Origin of the sequence: Flavobacterium sp. HTF (genome assembly GCF_003105115.1) — a bacterium.
Taxonomy (GTDB): Bacteria; Bacteroidota; Bacteroidia; order Flavobacteriales; family Flavobacteriaceae; genus Flavobacterium.
Map to the genome: position 1 here is coordinate 22589 of NZ_QETH01000029.1, position 20353 is coordinate 42941.

At 34.5% G+C, this 20353-nt stretch carries 22 protein-coding genes; 14 read left to right on the forward strand and 8 right to left on the reverse strand.

Annotation, left to right across the window (positions count from 1 at the left end):
• Nucleotides 1–52: 52 nt before the first annotated feature.
• Complete coding sequence (locus DCO46_RS10880; RefSeq protein WP_116752580.1) at nucleotides 53–919, reverse strand: hydroxymethylglutaryl-CoA lyase; 867 nt, start codon at nucleotides 917–919, stop codon at nucleotides 53–55.
• A 210-nt stretch (nucleotides 920–1129) separates the two neighbouring features.
• Here DCO46_RS10880 and DCO46_RS10885 point away from each other — a divergent pair, with 210 nt between their 5' ends.
• Nucleotides 1130–1735, forward strand: a complete 606-nt coding sequence (locus DCO46_RS10885; protein ID WP_116752581.1) for a SatD family protein — start codon at nucleotides 1130–1132, stop codon at nucleotides 1733–1735.
• Nucleotides 1736–1739: 4 nt separating this feature from the next.
• Entirely contained in the window at nucleotides 1740–2456 is a 717-nt protein-coding gene (locus DCO46_RS10890) for a DUF3307 domain-containing protein (protein ID WP_116752582.1), read from the forward strand.
• On the opposite strand, the gene DCO46_RS10895 is transcribed toward DCO46_RS10890, so the two are convergent.
• Nucleotides 2442–3476, reverse strand: coding sequence for a quinone-dependent dihydroorotate dehydrogenase (locus tag DCO46_RS10895; protein ID WP_116752583.1), 1035 nt, complete (start codon nucleotides 3474–3476; stop codon nucleotides 2442–2444). The two genes, DCO46_RS10890 and DCO46_RS10895, sit on opposite strands and share 15 nt — an antisense overlap.
• A 245-nt stretch (nucleotides 3477–3721) precedes the next feature.
• Between DCO46_RS10895 and DCO46_RS10900 the strand changes: the two genes are divergently transcribed.
• From DCO46_RS10900 to DCO46_RS10920, 5 genes are all read left to right on the forward strand, one after another.
• Complete coding sequence (locus DCO46_RS10900) at nucleotides 3722–4942, forward strand: OprO/OprP family phosphate-selective porin (protein ID WP_116752584.1); 1221 nt, start codon at nucleotides 3722–3724, stop codon at nucleotides 4940–4942.
• Nucleotides 4943–5027: 85 nt separating this feature from the next.
• Entirely contained in the window at nucleotides 5028–5978 is a 951-nt protein-coding gene (locus DCO46_RS10905) for a DUF6515 family protein (protein WP_116752585.1), read from the forward strand.
• A 110-nt stretch (nucleotides 5979–6088) separates the two neighbouring features.
• The gene (locus tag DCO46_RS10910) at nucleotides 6089–7231 is read left to right on the forward strand and encodes a formylglycine-generating enzyme family protein (protein WP_116752586.1); all 1143 of its coding nucleotides are present in this window, start codon (nucleotides 6089–6091) and stop codon (nucleotides 7229–7231) included.
• Between the two features lie 122 nt (nucleotides 7232–7353).
• Complete coding sequence (gene pepT, locus DCO46_RS10915) at nucleotides 7354–8631, forward strand: peptidase T (RefSeq protein WP_116752587.1); 1278 nt, start codon at nucleotides 7354–7356, stop codon at nucleotides 8629–8631.
• 1 nt (nucleotide 8632) lies between these two features.
• Nucleotides 8633–9220, forward strand: a complete 588-nt coding sequence (locus DCO46_RS10920; RefSeq protein WP_243416296.1) for a YdeI/OmpD-associated family protein — start codon at nucleotides 8633–8635, stop codon at nucleotides 9218–9220.
• Nucleotides 9221–9550: 330 nt separating this feature from the next.
• Here the strand turns inward: DCO46_RS10920 and yajC are convergent, their stop codons facing one another.
• The 3 genes from yajC to DCO46_RS10935 all read right to left on the reverse strand — a co-directional run bounded on the left by yajC (nucleotide 9551) and on the right by DCO46_RS10935 (nucleotide 12127).
• Nucleotides 9551–9826 carry a preprotein translocase subunit YajC gene (gene yajC / locus DCO46_RS10925; RefSeq protein ID WP_116752589.1) on the reverse strand — a complete coding sequence of 92 codons (276 nt, stop codon included), beginning with the start codon at nucleotides 9824–9826 and terminating at the stop codon, nucleotides 9551–9553.
• Nucleotides 9827–9881: 55 nt separating this feature from the next.
• Nucleotides 9882–10793, reverse strand: a complete 912-nt coding sequence (nusB, locus tag DCO46_RS10930) for a transcription antitermination factor NusB (RefSeq protein WP_116752590.1) — start codon at nucleotides 10791–10793, stop codon at nucleotides 9882–9884.
• A 227-nt stretch (nucleotides 10794–11020) separates the two neighbouring features.
• A complete protein-coding gene (locus DCO46_RS10935; protein WP_116752591.1) occupies nucleotides 11021–12127 on the reverse strand; it encodes a Glu/Leu/Phe/Val family dehydrogenase in 1107 nt (368 codons plus the stop codon).
• Nucleotides 12128–12332: 205 nt separating this feature from the next.
• On the opposite strand from DCO46_RS10935, the gene DCO46_RS10940 reads away from it, so the two are divergent.
• The 4 genes from DCO46_RS10940 (at nucleotide 12333) to DCO46_RS10955 (ending at nucleotide 16041) form a co-directional block, all read left to right on the forward strand.
• Complete coding sequence (locus DCO46_RS10940) at nucleotides 12333–14111, forward strand: ABC transporter ATP-binding protein (RefSeq protein WP_116752592.1); 1779 nt, start codon at nucleotides 12333–12335, stop codon at nucleotides 14109–14111.
• 68 nt (nucleotides 14112–14179) lie between these two features.
• Entirely contained in the window at nucleotides 14180–14548 is a 369-nt protein-coding gene (locus tag DCO46_RS10945; RefSeq protein ID WP_116752593.1) for a PUR family DNA/RNA-binding protein, read from the forward strand.
• Between the two features lie 95 nt (nucleotides 14549–14643).
• Nucleotides 14644–15465 (forward strand): alpha/beta hydrolase, encoded by an 822-nt coding sequence (locus tag DCO46_RS10950; protein WP_116752609.1) that lies wholly within the window; start codon nucleotides 14644–14646, stop codon nucleotides 15463–15465.
• 21 nt (nucleotides 15466–15486) lie between these two features.
• A complete protein-coding gene (locus DCO46_RS10955; RefSeq protein WP_116752594.1) occupies nucleotides 15487–16041 on the forward strand; it encodes an RBBP9/YdeN family alpha/beta hydrolase in 555 nt (184 codons plus the stop codon).
• Between the two features lie 53 nt (nucleotides 16042–16094).
• Here the strand turns inward: DCO46_RS10955 and DCO46_RS10960 are convergent, their stop codons facing one another.
• The gene (locus DCO46_RS10960; RefSeq protein WP_116752595.1) at nucleotides 16095–16430 is read right to left on the reverse strand and encodes a tRNA-binding protein; all 336 of its coding nucleotides are present in this window, start codon (nucleotides 16428–16430) and stop codon (nucleotides 16095–16097) included.
• A 132-nt stretch (nucleotides 16431–16562) separates the two neighbouring features.
• Between DCO46_RS10960 and DCO46_RS10965 the strand changes: the two genes are divergently transcribed.
• From DCO46_RS10965 to DCO46_RS10975, 3 genes are all read left to right on the forward strand, one after another.
• The gene (locus tag DCO46_RS10965; RefSeq protein ID WP_116752596.1) at nucleotides 16563–17456 is read left to right on the forward strand and encodes an alpha/beta fold hydrolase; all 894 of its coding nucleotides are present in this window, start codon (nucleotides 16563–16565) and stop codon (nucleotides 17454–17456) included.
• Nucleotides 17457–17570: 114 nt separating this feature from the next.
• On the forward strand, nucleotides 17571–18125 hold the full coding sequence (locus DCO46_RS10970) for a thioredoxin family protein (protein ID WP_116752597.1): 555 nt from the start codon (nucleotides 17571–17573) through the stop codon (nucleotides 18123–18125).
• 358 nt (nucleotides 18126–18483) lie between these two features.
• Nucleotides 18484–18864 (forward strand): GreA/GreB family elongation factor, encoded by a 381-nt coding sequence (locus tag DCO46_RS10975; RefSeq protein WP_116752598.1) that lies wholly within the window; start codon nucleotides 18484–18486, stop codon nucleotides 18862–18864.
• 90 nt (nucleotides 18865–18954) lie between these two features.
• Here the strand turns inward: DCO46_RS10975 and DCO46_RS10980 are convergent, their stop codons facing one another.
• Nucleotides 18955–19278: a c-type cytochrome gene (locus DCO46_RS10980; protein ID WP_116752599.1), complete on the reverse strand. Its 324-nt coding sequence runs from the start codon at nucleotides 19276–19278 to the stop codon at nucleotides 18955–18957.
• Nucleotides 19279–19371: 93 nt separating this feature from the next.
• The gene (locus DCO46_RS10985; protein WP_116752600.1) at nucleotides 19372–20304 is read right to left on the reverse strand and encodes a peptidylprolyl isomerase; all 933 of its coding nucleotides are present in this window, start codon (nucleotides 20302–20304) and stop codon (nucleotides 19372–19374) included.
• Nucleotides 20305–20353 lie beyond the last annotated feature (49 nt).

Below are 20353 nucleotides of genomic sequence, written 5' to 3' on the forward strand. Positions count from 1 at the left end.
AACGAATAAAGTTATCGATTATTATTACATTGATAATAAAGATACTATAATTTTAGTGAAATTTTCCAAACAATTTTGAAGCCTCGTTATAAGCACTTTCAAAACTTAGTGAGTTTAAGCCTGTTATTTTTTTATTTGCAGTAAAATAGGAAATCAGTTTTTCTGTTGGCATATTTCCGGTAAGCTTATCCGTTGCCATCGGACATCCTCCAAAACCCTGAATAGCACCATCAAAACGTGTACAGCCTGATTGGTATGCGGCATCGATTTTTTCGAACCAGGTACTGGGTGTGGTATGCAAATGAGCACCAAATTCTATCTGAGGATATTTTGGAATGAGATGTGAGAAAAGATAAGTAATTACTTCTGGTGTTGAGCTTCCTACAGTATCTGAAAGCGATAAGATTTTCACTCCCATAGTAGACAATTTTTCTGTCCACTCTCCTACTATTTCAACATTCCACGGATCTCCGTATGGATTTCCGAAACCCATTGAAAGATACGTTACAACTTCTTTATTTTTTTTATCCGCTATTTCGAGAATTTCCTGAAGTGTGATTAAAGATTCTGCTATGGTCTTGTGCGTATTCCGCATCTGAAAATTTTCTGAAATAGAAAAGGGAAACCCTAAATACTGAATGGGCTGATGTTCTGCTGCCTGAACTGCACCCTGGGTATTGGCAATAATTGCCAGCAATTTACTTGTGGTCTGGGAAAGATCCAGCTGCGCCAGTACTTCGGCCGTATCCTGCATTTGCGGAATAGCCTTTGGAGAAACAAAACTTCCAAAATCAATAGTATCAAAGCCAACTCTGAGTAAGGCTTGTATATAAGTAACTTTATTTTTTGTCGGAATAAACGTTTTGATACCTTGCATGGCATCGCGCGGACATTCAATAATTTTGATTTCTTTATTCAAAGCTTATTCTTTTGTGAATGCTAAGTTAGTTTCTTTTTTAAAGAAATAAAAGTTATAATTTTTTTAAATTATATTACACAATATAGTAATACAATAAATTATTACCCAAAAACGTAATAATTATAAATATTACCAAAAAACGTAATAATTAAAAAAATTACTTATATTTGTAATAGGAATAATATTATTTTTTTAATTATATTTGAAATCATGACTAGTGTAATTACAGGCGATATAATAGATTCAAGGAAACAGGAATCTAAAAACTGGGTAGAAAGTTTAAAAAAAATTCTGTCTCCATTTGGAGAAACACCGACCCAGTGGGAAGTTTACAGAGGTGATGAATTTCAAATCGAGATAAAAAATCCGGAAGATGCCTTATGGTCTGCTATTTTAATAAAAGCCCATTTAAGAGCCCAAAAACTAGATGCACGCATGAGTATTGGTTTTGGGGACAAAACGCATAATGGTGAAAAAATATCCGAAAGTTATGGATCTGCTTTTATCAATTCGGGAGAACTTTTTGAAACTTTAAAAAAGCAGAAAGTAACTTTAGCGATGCGCACAGGCAATGCGTCAATAGACGAAAAAATGAATCTGATGATTCAGCTCGCGTTGACATTTATGGACAACTGGCTTGTGCAATCTGCAGAATTTGTGGCTGCAGCAATAGAAAACCCAGGCTTATCGCAGGAAGAATTAGGACAGAAATTAGGAATTAACCAGGCTGCTGTAAGCCGAAGACAAAAACGTTCCCAGTTTGATCTGGTTATGAATTTAGACCGTTATTTTAGAACTCAGATAAAACAATTATAATCTTATGATTTTATTTATAAAACTGCTTTTATCACATTTATTAGGTGATTTTACATGGCAGCCCAATTCATGGGTAACCGATAAAGAAGCTAAAAAACACAAAAGTATTTATTTATATCTTCATATTCTTCTGCACGGTGTTTTGGCTGCAGTTCTGGTTTGGGAAATTCAGTTTATTCCTTATGCTATCTTAATTGCAGTTACTCATGGAATTATTGACCTAATCAAACTAAATTTCCAAAAAAATACAACAAAAAGGACATGGTTTATTGTAGACCAGATTGTACATCTGCTGGTTTTAACCGGAATTGTATTTTTGTATCAAAATAATACAATAAATATAATTTGGTTTGATAATCAGTTTTGGATTTTGATAACCGGTCTTTTATTTATAACAAAACCGGTATCTGTTTTTATTAAAACAATTATTTCTATCTGGAGTCCCGAAAACAGTAATAACCAAAATGATAATTCGCTTGCCAATGCAGGAAATTATATCGGAATATTAGAACGCTTATTTGTTTTCTGTTTTATCCTGACAGGCCATTTTGAAGCCATAGGATTTTTACTGGCTGCAAAATCTATTTTCAGGTTTGGAGACCTGAAAGAAGCCAAAGACAGAAAACTGACTGAATATGTTTTAATCGGAACTCTGATAAGTTTCGGATCTGCTATTGTTACCGGACTTATAGTACAGGCACTACTTTTACAGCTGCTTTAAAACTTTTTTATTGATTGCTTTTATCAAAGCCGGACCTTCATAAATAAAACCGGTATAAAGCTGCACTAAGCTGGCTCCTGCATTTAATTTCTCTATTGCATCGTCAGCAGAATGTATTCCTCCCACTCCAATAATAGGGAAGGCTTTATTGCTTTTTTCAGATAGAAAACGAATCACTTCTGTCGAACGTTTTGTTAATGGTTTTCCGGATAAACCTCCCATTTCCGTTTGGTTTGAAGATTGTAATCCGTCACGGGAAATGGTTGTATTGGTAGCAATTACTCCTGCAATCTGAGTAGTTTTTACAATATCAATTATATCAAGCAATTGCTCATCTGTTAAATCCGGGGCAATTTTCAAAAGAATTGGTTTTATCTTTTGAGTGCTTGTTTTTTGCTTTTCAACATTTCTGTTTTGTAAAGTCTGCAAAAGAGCAGTTAAAGGCTCCTTATCTTGCAAGGCTCTTAAATTTGGCGTATTCGGTGAACTTACATTCACAACAAAATAATCTACATGATCAAACAGCGCATCAAAACAAATAATATAATCGTCAACGGCATTTTCATTTGGGGTTACTTTATTTTTTCCAATATTTCCTCCAATCAAAACTCCCGAATTTTTCTTTAAACGCTCTACAGCTTCCAGAACTCCTCCATTATTAAACCCCATTCGGTTAATAATCGCCTGATCTTCTTTTAATCTAAACAACCGTTTTTTTGGATTTCCTTCCTGTCCCACCGGAGTTACAGTTCCGATTTCTATAAAACCAAAACCAAAGTCTGAAAGTTCTTTGTATAACTTTGCATCTTTATCAAATCCTGCCGCAAGTCCAACCGGATTTTTGAATTTAATTCCGAACACTTCTCTTTCTAACCGGGAATCTTTTACCTCGTAAATTGATCTTATAATTGCCGAAACTCCTGGGATTTTTGAAATGAATTTTACAAATGAAAAAGTAAAGTAATGCACTTCTTCAGGATCAAACCAAAAAAGTATCGGACGAATTATCAATTTATACATAAGAGTTGTGTTGTTATTTTTCGGTTGCAAATTTAAATATTATAGTTTAAAAAGGTGCTTTTTTACAAAAACAAATAATTTCATTTTTGTTCAATTCTCCAATAGGCAACCTAAATATTTCCGTTTTATTGCGTTGCAAGTTATAATATGAAACCAGTTGAAGGCTTTTGGCATTCTAATCCATGGTATTTATTATTTAATTTTGAGGGACTTAACAAAATCTTTTATACAAACTTATTGATCTTATGTATAAAGAAAATAAAATAAGTCCAACCTCTAAAAGCCTCTTTTTAATTTTATTATTATTAATTGGTGTTAAAGTATTTTCACAAATAGAAAAAGACACCTCTAAATTAATGAATGTCAGATATGGCAGCAAAGGAATTGAGTTAGAAACCCGGGACAAAAAATTTCTGTTTCAATTACAAAGCAGGCTGCAATTTCGGTTTTCCACTCCGTACGATGCAGATCCTTTAACTTATGACGATTATGGTCAGCATACACAAACTACTTTTAAAATCAATCGGGCCAGACTAAAAGTTGGCGGCCATGCATTCGAACCCTGGCTTAATTATTATTGGGAGTATGAGCTGAGTCAATCCAACTTACTTGATTTTAGAATCATGATAGAAAAATGGGATTGGTTAAGTTTTAAGGCAGGTCAATGGAAAACAGAATTTACTCGCGAACGTTTCATTAGCAGTGGTGAACAACAAATGGTTGAACGATCTTTAATCAATCGCCCTTTTACTGTTGACCGACAATTAGGGGTTGAAATTTATGGCCATTTGAAAGGAAAAGGAATTGCCGATTTTAATTATTGGGCAGCTGCCTTAACCGGAACAGGAAGAGGAAACACTGCAAATGACGATGGTAATTTAATGTACTTTGGAAGAACACAATGGAATTTTCTAGGAAGATTTTTAGATTTTGAAGGATCTGATTTGGAATTTCATGAAAAACCGACTCCTATTATTGCCTTTTCGGCAATAACAAATCGAAGCCCGTATACACGATTTTCACAAGCTGGCGGAGGTTCTTTGGAAGGTTATGAAAATGGAGAACCGGGTCAGTACAGAGTAAATCAATGGAATCTGGAAACAGCTTTGATGTATCGCGGATTTTCCTGGCAGAGCGAATGGCATACCAAGGAAATTATTGACAAACGGAATAATAACCAGACAACAATATTAAAAGGTTATTATGTGCAGGCTGGTTATTTCTTTTACAATATTCTGAACTGGTGGCCACAACATTTGGAAATGGCTGCAAGACATGCTACATATAAACCGGATAATTCGATAAAACAAAATCGGCAAAACGAATCTACTCTGGCTTTTAACTGGTTTTTTAAAGGACATAAAAACAAGCTCACTTCTGAAATAAGCTATTTCAGTTTTGAAGATAAAACGCTTCCGTTAGAACAAGGCTGGCGCTTTAGAATACAATGGGACATTTCATTATAAAAGCAAAAACTCAGAGTTAAAGTCTTGATTAATTCACACAAAATCATTCTTTTTTCTTAACTTTAATCTATATAAACAGTTGAAAATGAAAAACATAACCCCTACACTAAAAAAATCAGCACTGGTGTGTCTGATTGGAACATTTTTCCTGATTTCGATTGATAGTCTGGCACAACGTCACGGTGGCGCCGGTCACAGAAACGGTGGAGCAACACAAGTAAGGCCTACAAGACCTGCAAATCAATCCAGACCTGCCGTAAACAAACCTAATAGAACGAGACCAGCTGCAACGAGACCAGGATCAAATAATTCCGGAACTAAAATAAGCAGGCCTACAAATTCTAATTCAAAAATCAGTAATAGAAATAATGCAACAACAAGAAATTCCAATAATACAAGAAACTCAAATAACAGAAACACAAACATAAGCGGCAATACAAGAAACAGAAATGTTGACCGAAGCAGAGATATTACCATCAATAACAACCGTAATACAGTAGTAAGAAGAAATACAGTAGTTTACGCCCGTCCGCCCTATAGATATGGCGGCTACAGATATCATGCTTATAATCCGTATTTCTTTCATCCTTACAGACCTTTTTATTATGGACCTGTTTGGCATCCGTGGGGATTTTTTGTTGCTACTTTAGCTGTTACAGCAATTGTTGTCAGCGTTGAAAATAATCAGTATCATTATGATCAGGGGGTTTGGTATGCCCCTTCAAACGGAGGTTATACGGCTGTGCCTGCCCCCGTTGGCGGAACAGCAAATAACATTCCGAGTGGTGCACAAACGGTAAATACAGGAACGGTCAATAATTACTATTATGGCGGAACTTACTATGAAAAAGATGGCAATTCATACAAAGTAGTTGCTCCAACCGCAGGAACAGTTGTAGATCATTTACCTGAAGGCGGTGAAGAAGTTACAATTGGAGATGTAAAATACGTGAAATTTGGTGAAACCTATTACCAACCCATTCAGGTTGATGGAAAAGACAAATATGAAGTCGTTCTGGTCGAAGAAGATAAATAACAAAATATAATTATTTTATTAATTCCATCAAACTAATATAACTTTAAAAGTTATTTTCATACTTTTGATTTAACTTATTGATAACCAATACAGCTTAAAAAACCATTATAATGAAAAATAAAACTTTTTGGATTTTCGCTTTGCTGACAATCTGCATAATTTCAATCACTTACGGGGTAACAAGATTAATTACCCCAAAAGAAAAAGCAAGTAAAACAGCAATGGAATGTCATGAAACTCCAAATACTGAAGAGGCATCAGTATTTAAACCCACTATCGAAAATAAAAATAAACCGGGGGTAAAAGCACCCAAAGGGATGGTTTGGATTCCGGGTGGTGAATTTTCTATGGGAAGCAATGTCGAAGACGAGAGCTTATGCAGTATAAAAGGAGTTACAAAAGACGCCGCCCCTATTCATCGTGTATATGTTGATGGCTATTTTATGGATGAAACAGAAGTTACAAATGAACAATATGCCGAATTTGTAAAAGCCACGGGTTATATTACAGTTGCAGAACAAAAACCAACGAAGGAAGAATTTCCAACGGCAGCCGATGAAGACTTAATCGCCGGGTCTGTTGTCTTTTCGCCTACGCCGTCAGCAGTAAACTTAAATAATTTCCTGCAATGGTGGGCTTATATTGGCGGAACTGACTGGAAACATCCGGAAGGTCCGGGAAGCTCTATAGCCGGAAGAGAAAAATATCCTGTTGTTCAGATTGCTTATGAAGATGCTGCTGCTTATGCAAAATGGGCAGGTAAAAGATTACCAACCGAAGCCGAATGGGAATTCGCTGCAAGAGGAGGAAAAACCGGAAACTTATATGCCTGGGGAAATACCTTAAAACCAAAAGGAAAATTTCAGGCAAATATTTATCAGGGGCATTTCCCGATAAAAGATGGTGACACAGGCGAAGATGGTTTTAAAGGTATTGCGCCTACTGCTCAATATGCTCCAAATGCATACGGTTTGTATGACATGGCAGGAAATGTATGGGAATGGGTTAATGACTGGTATAGTGTAGATTATTATAAATCTCTGAGCGAAAATGGTAAAGTAGCCAAAAACCCGCAGGGGCCTGAAGCTTATAATGATCCAAACGATACAAATGAAATAAAAAAAGTACATCGTGGAGGATCTTTTCTTTGTACTGACCAATATTGTACACGCTATATGGTGGGTACAAGAGGAAAAGGAGAAGTACGATCTGCTGCAAATCATCTTGGTTTTCGATGCGTAAAAAGCATATAAAAATATATAAAGAACATAAAAACGGATTCTATTCATTTAGAATCCGTTTTTGTTTGATTTGATATAAAAAACTCTAATTTTCGAGCTAATAAAAATACTTATCTTTGCTAAAAAAATAAAAAATGCAACATATTATTGATCGTTTTATCAGTTACGTCACCATAGACACAGAATCTGATCCAAATTCGCAAACAACTCCAAGCACACAAAAACAATGGAATCTTGCCAATAAATTAGTCGAAGAATTAAAAACAATTGGCTTGCAGGATGTTACAATAGACGACAAAGCTTACATCATGGCAACTTTACCGAGTAACGTTGAACATGAAGTTCCAACAATTGGTTTTATTTCCCATTTTGATACTTCACCTGATTTTAGTGGCGCCAATGTAAAACCTCAGATTGTCGAAAATTATGACGGAAAAGATATTATTCTGAATGCTGAAAAAAACATCGTTTTATCTCCAAATTACTTCAAAGATTTATTACAATATAAAGGTCAGACGATCATTACCACTGACGGAACAACTTTGTTAGGTGCCGATGACAAAGCCGGTATTACAGAGATTGTTTCTGCAATGGAATATTTGATTCAGCACCCGGAAATCAAACACGGCAAAATCAGAATTGGATTTACTCCTGATGAAGAAATCGGTCGTGGGGCACATCATTTTGATGTGGAGAAATTCGGAGCGCAATGGGCATACACCATGGATGGAAGCCAGATTGGTGAATTAGAACATGAAAATTTTAACGCTGCAGGAGCAAAAATTACCTTCAAAGGAAAAAGCGTTCATCCTGGTTATGCCAAAGGAAAAATGATCAATTCAATGCTTTTGGCAAATGAATTTATCAACGAACTTCCGAAAGGAGAAACTCCTCAGGAAACAAAAGGTTATGAAGGTTTCTTTCACGTACATCATTTAACAGGAAGTATCGAAGAAACTGTTCTGGAACTTATTATCCGTGATCATAACAAAAAGAAATTCGAAAAAAGAAAAGAACTTATTGGTAAAATCACCAAAGCTTTTAATAAAAAATTCGCTAAGAAATTTGGGGAAGATATTGTAATTGCAGAAGTAAGAGACCAGTATTTTAACATGAAGGAAAAAGTACTTCCTGTAAAACATATCGTTGATATTGCCGAAAAAGCAATGCGTGAATTGAATATCAAACCTATCATAAAACCAATTCGTGGCGGAACAGATGGTTCTCAGTTATCGTATATGGGTTTACCTTGTCCGAACATTTTTGCGGGCGGACATAACTTTCACGGAAAATATGAATATGTTCCGGCAGAAAGCATCCAGAAAGCGACTGATGTCATTGTGAAAATTGCTGAATTAACAGCAATTCCGGGAGTTTTTGATGTTGCCGAAAAAACTAAAAGAAGCAAGTAAGTTGGAATCTCAGTCTGATAATAAAGGTATTTGGAAATTTAGCCAAAAATGGGAAGAAGAACTACTTCTGCTCCAATCTATTATTGACAAAACAGAACTGACAGAAACCACAAAATGGGGCGGCCCGGTTTATGTTTTTAACAAAAAAAATGTAATTGGCCTTGGCGGCTTCAAAGATTATTTTGCCATTTGGTTCTTCAACGGCGTTTTTCTTAAAGACGAAAAAAAGAAATTAATAAATGCTCAGGAAGACAGAACCAAATCACTTCGTCAGTGGCGTTTTACTTCAAAAGAAGAAATAAACGAGACAGTCATTTTAGAATATATCAAAGAAGCGATTGAAAACGAAAAACAGGAAAAAATCATTAAACCTTCAAAAAAGGAAGCTATTGTGTCTGAACTTCTGGAAAAAGAAATGATTCAGAACCCTGCATTAAAAGCAGCTTTTGAGAAATTTTCCCCTTATAAGCAATATGAGTTTTTAGAATATATTGAATCTGCAAAACAAGAAAAAACCAGAATTTCCAGGATTGAAAAAGTCATTCCAATGATTTTAGGCAATCGTGGACTGAATGATAAATATCGATAAAATTAAATTCCAATCCGGAAGCTTCGGGATAAATTCCAAATTCCAATTTTCTGGAGATTCTGAATATACCGAAGCTTCGGAAGAAGAATTTCCAACTACACGAAAACCTTTGTCAAAGTTTAAAATTTGGCAAAGGGTTTTCGCTTTTTTGTGATCCTGACGAAGGAAGGATCATACAAGAAACTCAGCATAATCGTCAATCTTGTGGATTCTGGCATGTGATCCTTCCTTTGTAAGGATGACAAGATTGGGCAAATCAAATCTTTAAACAAAAAAAAATCCCAAACTCCATTTTGGAATTTGGGATTTTTGTTTTTTTGAATTTAAAACTTAAGCTTTTTTATTCAAAGCAGCAGTTTTCTCTAAAGAAATAGCTGATCTGTCTATTTTTAATTTTCCTGACATTGTTTCTATTACTAAAGTAGCTTCAGAAATTTCAGTAACTTTTCCGTGAATACCTCCAATAGTGATAATCTTGTCTCCTATTTTTAAACTTTGAGCAAATTCTTTCTCTCTTTTAGCCTTTTTTTGTGCTGGCATAATCATAAAGAAATAAAGGACTACGAACATCAATAAATAAGGAGCAAATTTCATTATATCTTGCATAATTTTTTGTTTTTATTGTTTAGAATTTATGTTTGTTTTTGAGAATTTATTTCAATTACATCAAACCTCTTCCAACTTTAATCAGCTTTTTGCTGGCTTCCAGTTCTTTGACTAAATTGTCTAAAATTCCGTTGATAAAAATACTGCTTTTTGGTGTAGAATACTCTTTTGCAATTTCTAAATATTCGTTAAGAGTTACTTTAACCGGAATTGAAGGAAATTTTAAAAACTCACAAATCGCCATTTTTAAAATAATAGTATCAATTTCTGCAATACGGTCGCTGTCCCAGTTTGGTGTTTTGTCTTCGTATTCTTTTGCTAAAACAGACTCATTTAAAACTGTTCTTCTGAACAGGTCTTTTGCAAAATCTTTGTCTTCAACATCTTTGTACAATTTTGGAACTCTGAAATCATCTGAATCTTCCGTTTTGATAGCTTTCAGTTGTTTGATAATATGTGTATTTACAACCGGAATATCATCAACCCATGTTAGTTTATCATCTTCCAGGTACTCATATAATTTTTCGTTCGGAACGATAACATTTTCAAACAAATCAATTATAAATTGTCTGTCTTCTTCAAATGTATGCGTAGCATTGCTCATGTAGTTTTTATACAAATCGCTTGCTTTAATATCATTTAAAAGTAAAATGATATAATCATCGTTTAATGACCAGTTGTTGATTTTACGGTTTTCTAAAGCGATACTCAAAGAGTTGCTTTCTGCAAGAAGCTGAAAAATTTTGTTTTTGATAAATTTTTCGTTCGGATTACGTTCTGCTGCAGTTGCAAGATGTTTTTTACTTGAAAGATGTAAAAAAACAGATTCTTTTTTACATATCTCTATTAATGAAGATAACATTATTAAATATAAGTCCTGAATATTATCTATGCTGTAGAAAAGAAATTTCTCTTCTTTTTCGAGATTATCAGAACCGCTTTGATGCATAGCATAAATGGATTGCATTACCTTAACGCGTATGTGTCTTCTATTTACCACCTTGTAAGAACATTTAAAAATTAGGGTGCAAAAATAAGAATTAAAGAGGTTAAATTAAAATTTTATCCAATAAAAAACGCAATTCGCAAGTAATTAAGTCTGAGTCTAAAAAAGAGTTCCGTTTTTTGGCTGAGTTTTAGAATTATCTGAAAACTTAAGCCAAAAAACGGGACAATAAATTATTAAAAAACTATTTATTTTTTGCTGTTTTCTAATTTTCTCTGATCGATACGATTCTGAGCAATTGTAAGCGCAGCTTTATGTGTTGTCATTCCGTTTTTCACGGCATAATCGATAATCTCTAAAGTAGTATTATAGATATTCTCTGTTTTGCTCATGATTTCGGCTTTACCGTAATGCTCCAATTCAGCATATACATTGATGATTCCACCAGCATTTATAAGGAAATCAGGAGCATATAAAATACCTCTTTCCTGTAATCTTGCACCGTGAACATTTTCATCTGCTAACTGATTGTTGGCAGCACCGGCAATTACTTTTGCTTTAATCTTATCTACTGTCGCATCATTGATAGTTGCTCCCATTGCACATGGTGCATAGATGTCAACATCTGCGGTGTATAAATCTTCGCCAGTATAAATGGTTGCATTATATTTTGAAGCTACCTGATATAATTTCTCTTCGTTGATATCGGTAATCGTAACCTGTGCTCCTTCTTTAGTCAAATACTCAACCAAAGTTTCACCCACGTGTCCGATTCCCTGAACCAAAACTTTTTTACCATCCAGAACATCAGAACCAAACTGACTTTTTGCAGCTGCTTTCATTCCTAAATAAACACCGTAAGCTGTTACAGGAGAAGGATTTCCGGAACCACCTCTTTCTTCAGAGATACCGGTAACATAAGGCGTTACATCTCTTACAGTATCCATGTCCTTAGTTTCCATTCCAACATCTTCTGCTGTAATATATCTTCCGCTCAGAGAGTGAACAAATTCACCAAATTTACGCATTAACTCAGGTGTTTTCTGTGTTTTCGCATCACCAATAATTACTGCTTTTCCACCACCAATATTAAGTCCTGTAATAGCAGATTTATAAGTCATACCTCTTGAAAGACGTAAAACATCGTTTAGAGCTTCCCATTCAGTATTATAATTCCACATTCTGGTACCTCCTAAGGCCGGCCCCATAACAGAATTATGAATACCAATAATTGCTTTTAAACCCGTATCTTTGTCATTGCAAAATACAATTTGTTCGTGATCGTCAAAAGATAACTGACCAAAAACAGGATCCATTTTTTGAAGTTCTTTTCCAGTTGCGAAAGTTGCATCCATAGCGCTACTATTTATTTGTTTAAAATTATGAATTTGTCAAAAAGACATCTCAAACATAAACAAAAAATACACTTGTGCTAATTTTTTATCTTTAAAATAACAAATTATCAATCGGTTTATTTTGATTAAATTGTATTTTACATTGCTTTTAATTGAAAGTAACTTATAAAATCAATATCATTTCAACATTGAATATCTTAAAAAAATGAAAGAATTACGCTATTTAAACAAATACTTCATTAAATATAAATACAGTTTTTTATTAGGAATTTTAATCACCATAATCGCACAAATTTTCTTTTTATTTACTCCCAAACTGGTCAGTGAGTCTTTTGATGTGATTGAAAGCTTTTTGAAATTATCAGAAAGTGATCAGAAATTACAAATAATCAGAAGTTTTCATAAACAGGAACTGCTTCATAATGTGTACTTAATTATCGGAAGTGCTGTTGTGGGCGGAGTACTTACGTTTTTAATGAGACAAACTTTGATTGTCATGTCGCGTCATATCGAGTTTGATTTAAAAAACGAAGTTTTTAAACAATATGAAAACCTTTCACAAAACTTTTACAAGCAAAACCGAACCGGAGATTTAATGAACCGGATCAGTGAAGACGTTTCTAAAGTTCGTATGTATGTCGGGCCGGCCGTCATGTATACAATCAACACTTTTATACGCTTTGCCATTGTTATCATCTATATGTATAATGTTTCGCCTTTACTGACTTTATACACGATTTTGCCCTTGCCTATTTTGTCTTATTGCATTTTCAGGCTAAGTTCAGAAATCAATAAACGTAGCACTACCTTTCAGCAATATTTATCTAAAGTTTCCAGTTTTTCACAGGAAATATTTTCAGGGATTCGGGTTATAAAAGCCTATTCTTTAGAGAATCAGCATCAGGACAATATGATAGCACTTGCCGAAGAAAGCAAAAGCAAGAGTTTGAGCCTGGCAAGAGTGCAGTCATTGTTTGGCCCGTTAATGATTGCTCTGATCGGAATCAGTAATCTCGTTGTGATTTATTTCGGAGGAGTTATGTACATCAACGGAACGATTCCGAATATCGGAACCATTGCAGAATTTATTCTATATGTAAACATGCTGACATGGCCTGTTGCTTCTTTGGGCTGGGTTTCGTCTATGGTTCAGGAAGCCGAAGCTTCTCAAAAACGTTTAAATGAATTTTTGAAAATTGAACCGGAAATCAAAAACAACAATACTGATTCATCTGATATTCAGGGATCAATTTCATTTGAAGATGTAAGTTTTACTTATGAGGATACCAATATTCAGGCTTTAAAAAATGTCACTTTTACAGTAAAAAAAGGTGAAACCTTAGCCATTTTAGGAAAAACAGGTTCCGGAAAATCTACTATTTTGTCCTTAATCTCCAGATTGTATGATGTCACAGACGGAAGAATAACAATTGACCAAAATGAAATCAGTACTTTAAACCTAAACGACTTAAGGAACAATATTGGGATTGTACCGCAAGATGCTTTTTTATTCTCGGATACTATTAAGAACAACATCAAATTTGGTAATCAGAATGCCACTGATGAAGAAGTAATTGAAGCGGCAAAAAGTGCTGTGGTTCACGACAATATTATCACTTTTAACAAACAATATGACACCATTTTGGGCGAAAGAGGAATTACACTTTCGGGCGGGCAAAAACAGCGCGTTTCGATAGCGAGAGCCATTATAAAACAACCTGCAATTCTTCTTTTTGACGATTGTCTGTCTGCGGTAGACACTGAAACTGAAGAAACTATCCTTAATAATTTATTTGAAATTTGTAAAGATAAAACTACAATAATTGTCAGTCATCGGGTTTCTTCTGCTAAAAATGCCGATAAAATAATCATTTTAGAAGATGGTGAGATCATACAACAAGGCTCTCATAATCAATTAATAAATCAGGATGGTTATTATGCGTCGTTATATTTAAAACAACTTTCGGAAAAAGAATTACTTTAAATGTTGCGTAATAGATAATTTTTTATGATTTTTGAGTACTATTAATTCCAAAAATGATAGAATGTATTATGAGAGAAAATGACATGTTAGAAAAAGAAGAGATTTTTTCTAAAGTATTACGAGCAGGAAGAAGAACCTATTTCTTTGATGTAAGGGCTACCAAAGCTGACGACTATTATATTACTATTACCGAAAGCAAAAAATTTACCGAAGAAGATGGTTCATTCCACTTTAAAAAACACAAAATTTACTTGTACAAAGAAGATTTTGGATCTTTTGCTGAAATATTGGAAGAAATGACTTCATATGTTTTGAACCACAAAGGTGAAGAGGTAATTTCTGAAAGACATCAAAAGGATTTTAAAAAAGAATACGGTTCTGATAAAACAGAAGGTCAGGTATCAAGTTTTACAGATATTGATTTTGACGATATTTAGCCCTAAAATAGCTTTTTAAAAAGTACGAGTCCAACATGTCCAGCATTTTGGACTTTTTTTATATCTTTAAATCATTCGCTCTTAAAATTTATAAAATGAAAAAAATACTTCTTCTTTGTTTCTTCTTCTTTGGCATTACTCTTTTTGCACAGAAAACAGAATATGAAACAAAATCTAATATTCAATATTACGATTCGGCAATTAATAAAAATGACAGTTATATTAATGAACGCTGTGTTCTGGATATTTATTATCCAAAGAACAATAAAAATTTTGCAACTATCGTCTGGTTTCATGGCGGAGGCCTGACCGGAGGAAGCAAAGAAATCCCGGAAGCATTAAAAAATAAAGGTTTTGCAGTTATTGGAGTAAATTACAGATTATCACCAAAAGTAAAAGCTGCAAAATGTATTGAAGATGCCGCAGCTGCCGTTGCATGGGCTTTTAAAAATATTGGCAGTTACGGCGGTGATCCTTCACTGATTTTTGTCTCAGGTCATTCTGCCGGAGGATATCTGGCTTCTATGGTTGGCCTGGATAAAAAATGGCTGCAAAAAGAAGGAATCGATGCTAATAAAATAGCAGGATTAATTCCGTTTAGCGGTCAGTGTATTACTCATTTTGAAATTAGACGAGAAAACGGAATTCCCGATACTCAGCCAACAATAGACAGCTTTGCACCACTTTTTTATGTTCGTGCCGATGCTCCGCCATTATTGCTTATTACCGGAGACCGTGAACTCGAAATGTTAGGCCGTTATGAAGAAAACGCTTATATGATGCGTATGATGAAACTTGTCGGACACAAACAGACTAAACTTTTTGAATTAGACGGTTACGGCCACGGAATGACAGAACCGGGCTTTCCGCTACTTGTCAATGAAGTGAACAGAATTATAAAAGAAAATAAGAAATAATCCTAAAATAAATCCACGGCAATGGAAACAAATTTATTAATATTACCCGGGCTCGGTAATTCCGGCGAAAAACACTGGCAAACGTTTTGGCATGAAAAATTCAAAAATTCAAAACGAATTGTTCAGGACAACTGGAATGAACCAGTTCGTGAAGACTGGATCACCAGATTAAAAGAAGAAATATCAAAACTTGAACAGCCGACCATTCTTGTCGCACACAGTTTAGCTGTTTCATTAGTTTTACACTGGGCAGTTTCAAATAATAATAAAAATATTGTCGGAGCTTTACTGGTTGCTCCTGCAGATGTCGATTCGCCTGAACATACTCCTGAAATTATTCGCAATTTTTCTCCGATGCCTATCGCAAAACTGCCATTTCCTTCTATTGTTGTGGCTAGTGAAAATGATCCGTATGCTTCTTTTGAAAGAAAAAAATATTTTGCGGAACAATGGGGAAGCGATTTTGTAAATGTCGGTCAGCAGGGCCACATTAACTCTGATTCTGATTTGAAATATTGGGAAGAAGGGCAGTTGATTTTACAACAACTGATTGAAAAAATAAAATCCAAATCATAATACTTTTAGATTTCAGTCCCGATTTTCAAGATAAAACCGGGACTGAAATCTAATTAACCAATTCTTAAACCATTTTCAATTTTAAAATCCGGAGCCAGTAAAATCACATCTCCCTCCTCTCCTACTGCACCAAGAACTAAACATTCGCTCATAAATTTTCCGATTTGTTTTTTAGGAAAATTTACAACACCAACAATCTGTCTGTTTAACAGCTCTTCTTTTGAGTATCTTTTGGTGATTTGTGCCGATGACTTTCTGATGCCAATTTCTGAACCAAAATCAATCGTAAGCTGATAAGCCGGTTTTCTTGCTTCAGGAAAATCATTTATATCTATTATCGTTCCGACACGCATATCGGTTCTTTCAAATTCATTCCAGGTTAAATCCATATTTCATTTTAAATTACTGGTTACAAACCTATTAATTTTGTAATTAATAGTACTAATTCTATAACCCATTTTTTTGGCTTAGCTTTTAATTTTACTGTATAAAACTTTAAACTAACATAAAAATATATAAAAATGGAACATACTGAAGCAAATGCCTGCATGACGATTAAAGATTTTGAATCTAACCTGAAACAGGTGCATACCGATAAATATATTGAAACAGCACAAAATGTACGATTATATGTAAAAGATTATGGTACGGGTAAACCTGTTATCCTGATTCATGGCTGGCCGCTTTCTAATGAAATGTGGGAATATCAGATTGATTTTCTGGTTCAAAACGGATTTAGGGTAATTGCCTATGACCGCCGTGGATTTGGTAAATCTTCACAACCCTGGGACGGATATGATTATGATACTTTGTCTGATGACTTACAGGAAATTATCGAACAACTGGAACTGACAGATGCAACATTAGTTGGTTTCTCTATGGGCGGTGGCGAAGTAGTGCGTTATTTTAGCCGTCATGGTGGTAAAGGTGTCTCAAAAGCAGCTTTAATTTCTTCTATAATTCCATATTTATTAAAAACAAACGACAATCCTGATGGTCATCCAAGAGAAAAAAGTGAAGCGACTGCAGCTGCTATTAAAGAAGACCGAATCGCTTTTATCGATAATTTCGGAAAAACTTTTTTTGGCGTAAATATCATCAACAAACCTATAAGTTCGGCTTTGTTAGAATATTACAGAAACCTTTGTTCTGTTGCTTCTCCAAGAGCGACATTAAGATGTGCAGAATCTTTTTCGTTTACTGACTTTAGGGATGAATTAGATTTTGTAAAAGTTCCTACATTAATAATTCACGGTGACGATGATAAAATTGTACCGATAGATTTAACATCAAAAAAAGCTGCTGAAGGTATCCGTACAAGCACTTATATTGTTTATGAAGGTGCTCCGCACGGCTTGTTCTATACCGAGAGAGAAAAATTAAATAATGATTTACTGAATTTCCTGAATTCATAAATCAATAAGATATAAATCCGGAAAGTTTTTAAAACGCTCCGGATTTTTTTTACCTTATAGTGCTTTTTATACCGAATTAAAGTTAATTTTGATTTTACTTAATTCCTTTTAAAAATGGCACAAACTCCTTCAAATATGTTACCGCTCGGAACCCTTGCTCCGGATTTCAGACTAAAAGATACAAATTCGAATTACGAATATTCATTTGAAGATTTGAAAGGAACAAAAGGAACCCTTGTGATTTTTATGTGCAATCATTGTCCGTTTGTACTTCATGTAATCAATGAAATTGTCATGATTGCAAACGATTATCGTGTACAGGGAATTGGTGTTATTGCTATCTCCAGCAACGATATTGAAAAGTTTCCACAGGATTCGCCTGAAAAAATGACTGAATTTGCTTTTCAGAACAAAATAGATTTCCCTTACTTATTCGATGGAACACAGGAAGTCGCCAAAGTTTTTGATGCTGCCTGTACTCCAGATTTCTATTTATTTGATAATCGCAATCGTTTGTTTTATCGCGGACAATTGGATGACTCGAGGCCAAACAATGGAATTCCGTTAAGCGGAAGCGACCTGAGAAGTGCCATCGATGCCATAATTTATAACCGAACTTTAAAAGATTCTCAAAAGCCCAGTATTGGCTGCAACATTAAATGGAAGTAGATAATTTCCTTTGATTCTAAAAAGTTTGGCTATCTTTGCTAATCAGCTTCTTGATGCTATGCGAAATATATTATCACTTATAACAGGTTTCGGTTTCTCATTTTCTTTTATAAGAGAATCGATTACTGCTGTCATTATTTCACATAACAAGGCCTTTATTAATTAGGCCTCCGTCTCTATCAATTTCTTCTTTCAGGCGGAGGATTTACATCAGATTTTAGTAGTTTATTTTATTGGAGAGATTCGTCTCTGCCTGATAATTTTATTCGTATTTCAGTTTTCTTTCAAATGGTACTTATACAAACAATTTGCATTCCATTTCAAATTTATAATTTTCAAATAATTAATACATAACAATATGAAACCGACACCCGTTTTTAGTTCATCAGATTATCATTTACTGAGAGAATTGATATTAAAAAGTAAGAATTCGACAAATGCAAAAGAAGCCGGGCTTCTTGCTCAGGAATTAGACCGTGCCATTGTCAGCAAAGAAAAGAATATTGACAACTCGATTATCCGAATCAACTCATTCGTTACAATAGAAGATGTAAATGCAAAAAAACAAATGAAAATCCAGATTGTTTTGCCTTCTATGGCCGATGTTAAAGCAGGGAAAATTTCGATTCTGGCACCTTTGAGTGTTGCTATAATTGGTTTTAAAGAAAATGACGAAGTTGACTGGGAATTACCTGCCGGAATAAAAACTTTAAAAATAATTGCTGTGGGCAATGAATAACTTTTTAAACACCTCAATGTATGAAGGTGTTTTTTTATGTCTTAATTGAAATAAAAAAAGCATCCTGCTAAGAATGCTTTTCCTGAAATTTTATAATCTCGAATGAATATAATTCGTAATTGAAGCCATTTGAGTTTCGTCTAAATGCGCTTTTTTACCCATGCTCACCAATATTGGTGTCCACTCTTCTTTTGTAAATTTTTTCGGTTCAAATAATTTGTGGCAATTTGCACAATTGTTATTGTATAGGTTTTGACCTTCTGCTAATTCTAATGATAATGCTGCTACCGGGGCTTCTGTTACCGGAGCTGTTGGGGCTACCGGAGTTGTTGTTGTCGCTACTGCAGTTTTTTTAGTATTGCAGGAAACCAAAAAAACAGTTACTGCGGCAAGGGTTAAAAATTTTGATTTCATTTAATTTGTTTTTTACATCGTAAATATAAAAAAAATCCCATTCGACAGGCGAACGGGATTTTATTATTTAGAGTATTTAAAACTATTTGCGTTTTATTTTACTTCCATTAATTCAACATCAAAAATCAAAGTTGCGTTTGGTGGAATAACTCCTCCTGCACCAGCAGATCCGTAAGCTAAATGAGATGGAATCACGAAACGTGCTTTGTCTCCAACCTGCAGTAAAGCAATACCTTCATCCCATCCTTCGATAACCTGACCCTGACCTAATCTGAATTCGATTGGTTTTTTTCTTGGATAAGAAGAATCAAAAACTTTTCCTGTTTCTAAAGATCCTTCGTAATGTACAGCAACAGTTTTTCCTGCTTCTGCTCTTTTACCATCCCCTTTTTGAATCATTTTGTAACGAAGACCGCTTTCTGTTTTATCAAAACCAGCAGCCAGTTGCTCCATTTTTGCTTCAGCAGCAGCTTTTTCTGCAGCTTCACGTTTTGCACGAGAACCTTCAAAAACTCTAAAAGCTTCAATAGCATTCCATTTTTGAGCTTCGTCTCCTACTCTTACGATTTCTATAGATTCTAAAGCATCTCCCTGAGCAACAGCATCAACAATATCCTGTCCTTCTACAACATGACCAAAAACAGTATGTTTTCCGTCTAACCATGAAGTTGGAACGTGAGTGATATAAAATTGAGATCCGTTTGTACCAGGACCTGAATTAGCCATAGCCAAAACTCCCGGACGATCGTGTTTTAAACTTGGGTGAAATTCATCATCAAATTTGTAACCAGGACCGCCTGTTCCAGTTCCTGAAGGACATCCTCCCTGAATCATGAAATCAGGAATTACACGGTGAAATTTTAATCCGTCGTAAAATTTATTTCCTTGTGGTTTGATTTTATTTTCTAAGTTTCCTTCTGCTAATCCTACGAAGTTACCTACTGTACCTGGTGCTAAATCGTGTGCCAGTTTTACTAATATTGAACCTTTGCTAGTATTGAATTTAGCGTATATTCCGTTTTCCATTTTCGTTATTTTTAATTTAATGCAAATTTACAAATTAATTTTTTATCAA

Bases quoted from the DNA above. Each gene is read 5' to 3' on its own strand.
- DCO46_RS10885 (WP_116752581.1), top strand. From the start codon at position 1,130: ATGACTAGTGTAATTACAGGCGATATAATAGATTCAAGGAAACAGGAA.
- DCO46_RS10890 (WP_116752582.1), top strand. From the start codon at position 1,740: ATGATTTTATTTATAAAACTGCTTTTATCACATTTATTAGGTGATTTT.
- DCO46_RS10895 (WP_116752583.1), bottom strand. From the start codon at position 3,476: ATGTATAAATTGATAATTCGTCCGATACTTTTTTGGTTTGATCCTGAA.
- DCO46_RS10900 (WP_116752584.1), top strand. From the start codon at position 3,722: ATGTATAAAGAAAATAAAATAAGTCCAACCTCTAAAAGCCTCTTTTTA.
- DCO46_RS10905 (WP_116752585.1), top strand. From the start codon at position 5,028: ATGAAAAACATAACCCCTACACTAAAAAAATCAGCACTGGTGTGTCTG.
- DCO46_RS10910 (WP_116752586.1), top strand. From the start codon at position 6,089: ATGAAAAATAAAACTTTTTGGATTTTCGCTTTGCTGACAATCTGCATA.
- pepT (WP_116752587.1), top strand. From the start codon at position 7,354: ATGCAACATATTATTGATCGTTTTATCAGTTACGTCACCATAGACACA.
- yajC (WP_116752589.1), bottom strand. From the start codon at position 9,826: ATGCAAGATATAATGAAATTTGCTCCTTATTTATTGATGTTCGTAGTC.
- nusB (WP_116752590.1), bottom strand. From the start codon at position 10,793: ATGCAATCCATTTATGCTATGCATCAAAGCGGTTCTGATAATCTCGAA.
- DCO46_RS10935 (WP_116752591.1), bottom strand. From the start codon at position 12,127: ATGGATGCAACTTTCGCAACTGGAAAAGAACTTCAAAAAATGGATCCT.
- DCO46_RS10940 (WP_116752592.1), top strand. From the start codon at position 12,333: ATGAAAGAATTACGCTATTTAAACAAATACTTCATTAAATATAAATAC.
- DCO46_RS10945 (WP_116752593.1), top strand. From the start codon at position 14,180: ATGAGAGAAAATGACATGTTAGAAAAAGAAGAGATTTTTTCTAAAGTA.
- DCO46_RS10950 (WP_116752609.1), top strand. From the start codon at position 14,644: ATGAAAAAAATACTTCTTCTTTGTTTCTTCTTCTTTGGCATTACTCTT.
- DCO46_RS10955 (WP_116752594.1), top strand. From the start codon at position 15,487: ATGGAAACAAATTTATTAATATTACCCGGGCTCGGTAATTCCGGCGAA.
- DCO46_RS10960 (WP_116752595.1), bottom strand. From the start codon at position 16,430: ATGGATTTAACCTGGAATGAATTTGAAAGAACCGATATGCGTGTCGGA.
- DCO46_RS10965 (WP_116752596.1), top strand. From the start codon at position 16,563: ATGGAACATACTGAAGCAAATGCCTGCATGACGATTAAAGATTTTGAA.
- DCO46_RS10970 (WP_116752597.1), top strand. From the start codon at position 17,571: ATGGCACAAACTCCTTCAAATATGTTACCGCTCGGAACCCTTGCTCCG.
- DCO46_RS10975 (WP_116752598.1), top strand. From the start codon at position 18,484: ATGAAACCGACACCCGTTTTTAGTTCATCAGATTATCATTTACTGAGA.
- DCO46_RS10980 (WP_116752599.1), bottom strand. From the start codon at position 19,278: ATGAAATCAAAATTTTTAACCCTTGCCGCAGTAACTGTTTTTTTGGTT.
- DCO46_RS10985 (WP_116752600.1), bottom strand. From the start codon at position 20,304: ATGGAAAACGGAATATACGCTAAATTCAATACTAGCAAAGGTTCAATA.